Origin of the sequence: Pseudomonas sp. GL-B-26 (genome assembly GCF_019947405.1) — a bacterium.
Classification (GTDB): domain Bacteria; phylum Pseudomonadota; class Gammaproteobacteria; order Pseudomonadales; family Pseudomonadaceae; genus Aquipseudomonas.
In genome coordinates this window covers 22,404-29,373 of sequence record NZ_JAGYGJ010000068.1, presented here as the reverse complement: position 1 = coordinate 29,373, position 6,970 = coordinate 22,404, and the positions used below count along the sequence as shown (strand labels likewise).

Here is a 6,970-nt window from a genome sequence, read left to right as displayed (position 1 = left end):
GCTTGCCGGCGATGGCGTCCTTGAGATCGCCATCGCCGGCAAGCCGTGCTCCTACAGGGTTTTTTGTTGTCTTGGCTGGCATGTTGCCAGCATTCCGGCCAAGTCTTGTCTACACTGCTGTTCACCCAAGGAGGTAGCCCTCGGCTGTGCACCGGCAAAGGAGTGTGCGATGTCTCCCCGTTTGCAGTTTCGCAGCCCGTCCCGGCAACAGGGGGCGATCGGTTTGATGGCGGCGCTGACATTGGGCATGGCCCTGATGTTCTTGCTGGTCGTGGTCGACAGCGGTCGTTTGTACCTGAAAAAACGTGACCTGCAGCGCGTAGCGGATATGGCCGCACTTGAAGCTTCCACCCGCGGGGGTGATTGCGCCGCTGGCAACACCGCCACCGTCTATGCCACCGCCAGCGCAAACCGTAACGGCTTCACCCTTCCTGACCCCAATCACACTCTGCTGGTCGCTTGCGGCGCCTTGACCCTGGATGCCAATAACCTTCGAGTATTTGGTGCCGACCCGAGCAAGAGCGAAGCCATTCGGGTGATCGCCAGCCATGTGGTCCAGCAGAGTGTCGCCGGCGGTGTCGGCGCCCTGTTCGGTGGCGCTCCACGCGCAGCGACCATCAACCTGACGGCCACCGCTGTCGCGGCATTACCGCCACCGCAGGCTTCGTTGACCCTGCGCAGCACGACGCTGAGCGTCGACACCAGCAAATCGGCCACGCTCAACGCGCTGTTCGGTGGTTTGCTCGGGGGTAACCTGAACATCAACGCGGCGGGCTGGAACGGACTGGTGAACACCAATATCAGCCTGCTCGATTACCTCAATCGATTGAAGGTCGACCTTAACCTCAGCGCTGCCGGGTATGACCAGGTATTGGGCAATACGATTGCCGTCAGCCAGCTGATCCAGACCGCCGTCAATGTACTGGACCCCGGCGGCACACTCGGCGCGACCGCAACCATTTCAAGTCTTCAAGCGCTGAAAGTCGCGGCAGGCGCAACCACCGTCGTACTCGGCAACGTGCTGCACGTCGAGGCTGGCAGCACCGTGACGGCGCTGGGGACCAGCCTGAAAGTGTTCGACCTGATCGAAGCCGTCGTGCAACTGGCCAACAAGAAAAACGGCCTGGTGGCAACCTTGCCGATCAACCTCGCGGGGCTGGCGCAAATCACCGCTCGGGTACAGATACTGGAGCCGCCACAGCTCTCGGCCATCGGCAATCCGAAAAACGCCGCGCTGGCTCCATTGGGGCCCAACCGCATCTATGTGAAAACCGCTCAGGTGCGTACATTGCTGTCGATCGACTTGCCCATTCTGAGTGCGATTCAACCCTTGCTCGAGGCGGCGGCTGATCTTGCCGGGCCGTTGACCAATACCTTGAACGCCTTGCTGCATCTCAATCTGGTCGGTGTCATTGACTCACTGACCTGCGCGCTGGGGGCGGCTTGTGAAACACCCTCGATCGTGCCGCTTTCCAGTACCGTAAGGCTCGATGTCGCACTGGACGTCGCGAGCGCCAACAGTTACGTCACCGCCTACAGCTGCGTCAGCGCCACCAACAAATCCCTGACCACCAATACCAGCACTTCACTGGTGACGCTGAAAATCGGCAAGATCGATCCGAACACGGCTTTCGGCAACAACACTACGCCGCCCGCCGTGGTGGTACAGCCGTTGAAGGTGATCGATATCGGGGTGAAAACCTGTCGCCGGTTCCTGATCCTTCCCGTCAGTTGCGACCCACGAATTCCAGGCGTCGGCGGCGGCATCGATATCATGGCCGACACCACCGTGGCACAGAGCGCCAACATGCCGCACGTCTATTCAGCACCGCCGGCCACCAGCCTGCCGGAGATCAGCCAGCCACCGTTCTACTATTCCTATTCCACCAGCAATATCGTCAGCAGCCTTACCGACACGCTGACCAATATCAAGGTCAACATGTACGGCCCGACGGGCAGTCTGGTCGGTGGTCTGGGGGCGATCCTCAGCACTGTCACAACATTGCTGGTCAACGCGATCAACAGCGTGCTCAGCCCGTTACTCGACACCTTGATCAACACACTGCTGCTCAGCCTGGGGATCGATCTGAACAAGGTCGATGTCGGCGCCAACCTCAGTTGTCACTCAGGACGAGCGACGCTGGCGATCTGATCGTCGGCAGCAATCGGCAGTTCGATACAAAACCGTGCGCCCTCGACCGAGTTTCTAACGCTCAGTTTTCCGCCCATGTTCTCGACGATGCCGTAACTCACCGACAATCCCAGCCCGGTGCCGACACCCGCGGGTTTGGTGGTGAAGAACGGCTCGAAAATCCGCTCCAGCAACCGCGGATCGATACCGCCGCCATTGTCCTCGACCCACAGCCGCACCGAATACTCATCACGTTCGGCGTACACCGAGATCCACGGTTTGAACTCGCGATCGGCCTCGCGTTTGCCGAGCAACGCATCCCGAGCGTTGACCATCAGATTGATCAACACCTGTTCGAGCTGATCGACGTAACCGCGCACTTGCACGTCAAACCCGGTCTCGCTGACCCGTAGATCGACCCCTTTGCCGCGCATCCCTTCGGCCAGCAGCGACAGCGTGCCTTCGATGGCTTGCGCCGGATTAAACGGATGCTGCTCGATCTCCGAGCGGCGGCCAAATACCCGCATGTGATCCACCACCCGCGCGGCGCGCTGGACCTGCGCATCGATGCGGTTGAGCTTGTCGGTCAGGTAGTCGATCTGCGCATCGCCGTTGCTCAGACGCTTGAGCACGTTGACGATGGCCATGCGCATCACATTCAACGGCTGATTGATTTCATGGGCCAGCCCTGTGGCCATTTCACCGAGGGTGGCCATTTTTGCGCTTTGGGTGAGCTGTTGTTGGGCGCGGCGGACCTCGGTGTTGTCGCGCCCCACGGCCTGAATCTCGAGCAAATGGCCGTGCTCATCGAACACCCCGCGATCCGACCACACCCACCAGGCATGTTCCCGTCCCGGCAGTTGCAGGTTGATTTCTGCGGTGCTGACCGGGAATTCCGGGCTGAGTCGGCTGAGCCGCTGGAGAAACGCTTCGCGCTGCTCCTGCGACATCCAGCTGCCCAGATTCACCCCGGGCAGTTGCTCGGGCTGGCACTCCAGGTAAGTCGCCAGCGGGCGGTTGCCGAAGGTCAGGGTCAGGTCCGGGCGGTAGCGGCAGATCATCGCCGGAGAGTCTTCCACCAGGATCCGGTAACGTTCTTCACTCTGCTTCACCTGTTCGGCGGCCAGGGTTGCTTCGGTGACGTCCAGCCACAGGCCGACGGCTTCCACCGGCAAGCCAAGGTCGTCGCGCAGTAGCTTGGCTTCATCGAGTAGCCAGTGGTATTCGCCGCGACTGTCGCGCAGCCGATAGCGGGTGCGCACCGAACCTTCACGCAGCAAATGTCGGGTACGTTCGAAGTACCGATCGCGGTCATCCGGGTGCACCCTTTCAACCAAGGTCCCCGTCGCGCAATCAGCCAGTGTCCAGCCGAGCAGCGGCAGTAGGCTGTCACTGAAAAACGTCGGTTGCAGCGCACCTTCGACATAGCGCTGCACGTAGATCACCGCCGGTGAGCTGGCGATCAGGTTGTCCAGTCGGGCATGGGCCGCCGCGGCGTTTTGCTCCTGGTTTTTGATGTCGCTGATGTCGAGCATGAAACCCACCAACCGCCGGTTTTTACCAATACCCAGAACCTGGCCCTGCAGGCGATACCAGTTCGGCGCTTGCGCCAAACGCACGCACAGCAGCAGTGGAACGCCGTCGTCTTGCAAGGTTTGCAGACGACTGCTCAGCTCTTCACGGTCGGCGGGGTGCACCCGATCAAGCCAGTCGTGCAGCGGCAAACGATCGATCGCAAGGTTCAGGTGACTGGCCAACGACGGCGCTAATTGCACCTCGCGACTGTCGCTGAACACCTCCCACCATCCCGTGCCGAGCAAGGCTTGCAGCGACTCCAGCCGTTCCAGTTGCAACTGGTGCCGGTGCTCGCGCAAGCGCTCAAGCAACGGGCCCGCCAGTGCGCCGGTAAGTTGCAACCAGTCGCGATCATTCAGGTCGGGTGCCTGTTGCTGCACCGGATAAAGGCCACACAGCAACCAGGCGACCACACCCTGAGCATCGTGATAGGGCACCGCGAACCCGTCGGCATTACCGAAGATGCCTTGCAAACGGGGGTGTTCAGCGGGCGTCAGGCATTGCGGCGCAGAGCCGTTCAGGCTGTCGAGCCCCGTGCCCAGGCGCTGAGCGTTTTGCCACAGCTGGGGCGCATCGAAGGCCGTGTAATGCTGGTGAATCTGCCAGCCTTCTTCCTGTTCATCGAGTAACGCCACCGCAATGCATGGCATGTGGAAACGCTGGGCCAGGCCTTGCAGTTGTTCTGACAACACCTCGGGCAGGCGCGTCAGGTTGCACCGGCGCAACTGTTCGCCGATCTGCGCGGCGAGTAATTGGCATTGCTCACGGCTGCGTGATTGCCGGCGTTCGAGCAATAAGTCGCCGATGTCCAGCAACTGCAACAGCCAGGCATCGGCCAATGGCTGGACCCAGCCACGCAAGTGCAGAGGTTGTCCGTTGAGGCTGTAAAAGTCCAGGTCCAGACTCTGTCCCTGCCAGTCGACGGGCGAGCCTTCAACGGCGAGGCAGCTGTGGGGCATGAGGAAATCGAGCAGGTGCGGTGCTTGCGCCGCGGGTGTCTGCTGGGCCAGCGCATGCCGCAGCGGGCCGGTCAGGTGAATCACTCGACCTTCGGCATCCAGATGCACCTGCAAACCGACACTTTGCACGCTCAGGGTGTCTGGCGTGTCCAGTGGCTGAGGCGGATGGCGGTTGAGCAGGCGCCCAAAGAGTTTGTCTGCGGAACTCAAAATTGCAGGCTCGAACTGGCGCTGAGGTTTGCCGGCAGATTGGGCACTTGGCCAATTCCCGGCAAGGTCAGAAACGGGATGACCTGCTGCAGTTTGCTGGTGGGGTAGTTGATGCTGACCTTCAACACCCCACCCACGTAGGTGGCGCTGGCGTCGGTGGCGACATTGAAATTCAGTGCGGCAGGAATCCAGTCCAGCTGTCGGCTCAGTTCTGTCGTGGCAATGGCTTTTACCGCGGTGTCGTATCCGGGGGTACTCGGATCCAGCGCCACGCTTCGGCGCACCGCTTCGGCGGTCGACTGGGTGAACGATTGCATCAGCAACAGCGGCAAGCTGTAAGCGACGATTCCATAGAACACGGCGAAAAAGATGAGAAACACCAAAGCGAATTCAATCGCTACAGCGCCTTTTTGCTTACGGGGGAGGCCTATTTTCATGACTGCGTCTACCCTGATATTCACAACGTGATATCAGCATAGAATCATTCAGCCAAAACGGACGTTTTTTACCGGATGCAGAGCTTTGTATTACTGATCTGGCTGGCGCTATGCGCAGCACAGGATGCTCGAGAACGACACATCGCCAATGGCCTGACCCTTGGCGCAGCGGTGTTGGCGTTGGCGTATCTCCTGTGGACGGGCACTACCTGGCTGGGGGCCGAGGCGGTGCAGGGCGGCTGGGCTTTTTTGCTGGCGCTGGCCTTTACCTTGCCTGGTTATGCGCTGAGACGCTTGGGCGCAGGCGATGTGAAGCTAATGACCGGCCTGGGTCTGGCGACAGACGGCATGCACCTGCTCGGCGTGTTCATCGGTGCCGGATTGGCCAGTGTGCTGTGGCTGCTGCTGGCGCCAAGAGTCTGGCTTCATATGGGCCAAGGGCTTAGAAATCATCTTCGATATCTGGGGCCTGGAATGTCAAAGAAACAGCCCTTTGCACCCTTCGTATTGGTGGGCCTGTTGCTCACACTCGCCTGGTTTCACTAGTCGCCCGTTCTATGTACAGAGTCGGAAAGTACGTCTACTTTCAATCAGAAGTTGTACAGCCTGTGGCTGTCAGTAGAGGAACGGTCAACGTTGACCTTGCAGGGAGTCGCATGTGAACAAGCTTTCTTCGGCAGTAAAAATCCTTGTGGTCGACAACCAGCCGTTGATTGCCGCGGCGCTCTGTGAGTTTCTTGAAGGCAGCGGTTACCGGTGCGTTTCTTGCGAGACTGGCCAACAGGCCGTCGAGCGTTTCAATGAAGACGAAGCGATCGGCCTGGTGCTTTGCGATTTGCACATGCCCGGTCTGGACGGGATTCAACTGGTTCAGGAGCTGCAACGGTTATCCGGCAAGCACCGTGTGTTTGAAGCGATCATGCTCACTGAGCGTGCGGACAAGCAGGATGTGATCAAGGCTTTGCGGGCCGGGTTTGCCGATTACTACCAGAAGCCGATTAATCTGGGTGAGTTGCTCGACGGGATTGCGCGTCAGGCAGTGGTTTTGCAGGAACGGCAGAAGAGTCTGCAGCTAGGGCATCTGGATCAGAAGCTGCAGTATCTTGCCGAGTCGATCGATGATCTGTATCAGGATCTGGATAAGGTTCGGCGTGGGCCGCGGTTATCGGTTTCCCCTGATGACGATGTCAGTGCTGTGGGCCGGGTTGAGATTCCGGCGATTTTCAGTCAGCTATCGCCAAGGCAGTTGGAGGTGGCGCGGTTGGTGGGGAAGGGGCAGACGAATTATCAGATTGCCTGTGAGTTAGGGATTACCGAGAACACGGTGAAGCTGTATGTGTCGCAGGTTTTGCGGTTGACGCATATGCATAATCGGACGCAATTGGCGCTGGCTTTGTTACCCGGTCATTCTGGATTGCGTCAGGGGGTGACTGCGCATTAGGTTTTTGTTGATGTATCTATCCATTCCTGCGGAAACGACCACGACTCAGTCAGTTAAGCCGTAACGCAATCTGTAGCAGCTGCCGAGCCCACGAGGCTGCGTTCGGCTGCGTAGCAGTCGTAAAATCAGTCATTGCGGTACGTCAGGCATACCGCGTCAGCCGGACTCACGACTGCTTCGCAGCCGAACGCAGCCTCGCGGGCTCGGCAGCTGCTAC

At 59.6% G+C, this 6,970-nt stretch carries 5 protein-coding genes; 3 read left to right on the top strand and 2 right to left on the bottom strand.

Annotated features, from left to right (window positions below; all coding sequences use genetic code 11):
- Positions 1–169 precede the first annotated feature (169 nt).
- Positions 170–2,152: a pilus assembly protein TadG-related protein gene (locus KGB23_RS28400; protein ID WP_223433454.1), complete on the top strand. Its 1,983-nt coding sequence runs from the start codon at positions 170–172 to the stop codon at positions 2,150–2,152.
- Here KGB23_RS28400 and KGB23_RS28395 read toward each other — a convergent pair.
- Both KGB23_RS28395 and KGB23_RS28390 read right to left on the bottom strand, forming a co-directional pair.
- A complete protein-coding gene (locus tag KGB23_RS28395; RefSeq protein ID WP_223433453.1) occupies positions 2,122–4,875 on the bottom strand; it encodes a PAS domain-containing sensor histidine kinase in 2,754 nt (917 codons plus the stop codon). The genes KGB23_RS28400 and KGB23_RS28395 overlap by 31 nt on opposite strands.
- Positions 4,872–5,312, bottom strand: coding sequence for a TadE/TadG family type IV pilus assembly protein (locus KGB23_RS28390; RefSeq protein ID WP_223433452.1), 441 nt, complete (start codon positions 5,310–5,312; stop codon positions 4,872–4,874). The genes KGB23_RS28395 and KGB23_RS28390 overlap by 4 nt, the downstream gene beginning before the upstream one ends.
- 75 nt (positions 5,313–5,387) lie before the next feature.
- On the opposite strand from KGB23_RS28390, the gene KGB23_RS28385 reads away from it, so the two are divergent.
- Positions 5,388–5,858, top strand: a complete 471-nt coding sequence (locus KGB23_RS28385; RefSeq protein ID WP_223433451.1) for a prepilin peptidase — start codon at positions 5,388–5,390, stop codon at positions 5,856–5,858.
- Positions 5,859–5,970: 112 nt separating this feature from the next.
- Complete coding sequence (locus KGB23_RS28380; protein ID WP_223433450.1) at positions 5,971–6,753, top strand: response regulator; 783 nt, start codon at positions 5,971–5,973, stop codon at positions 6,751–6,753.
- Positions 6,754–6,970: the final 217 nt, after the last annotated feature.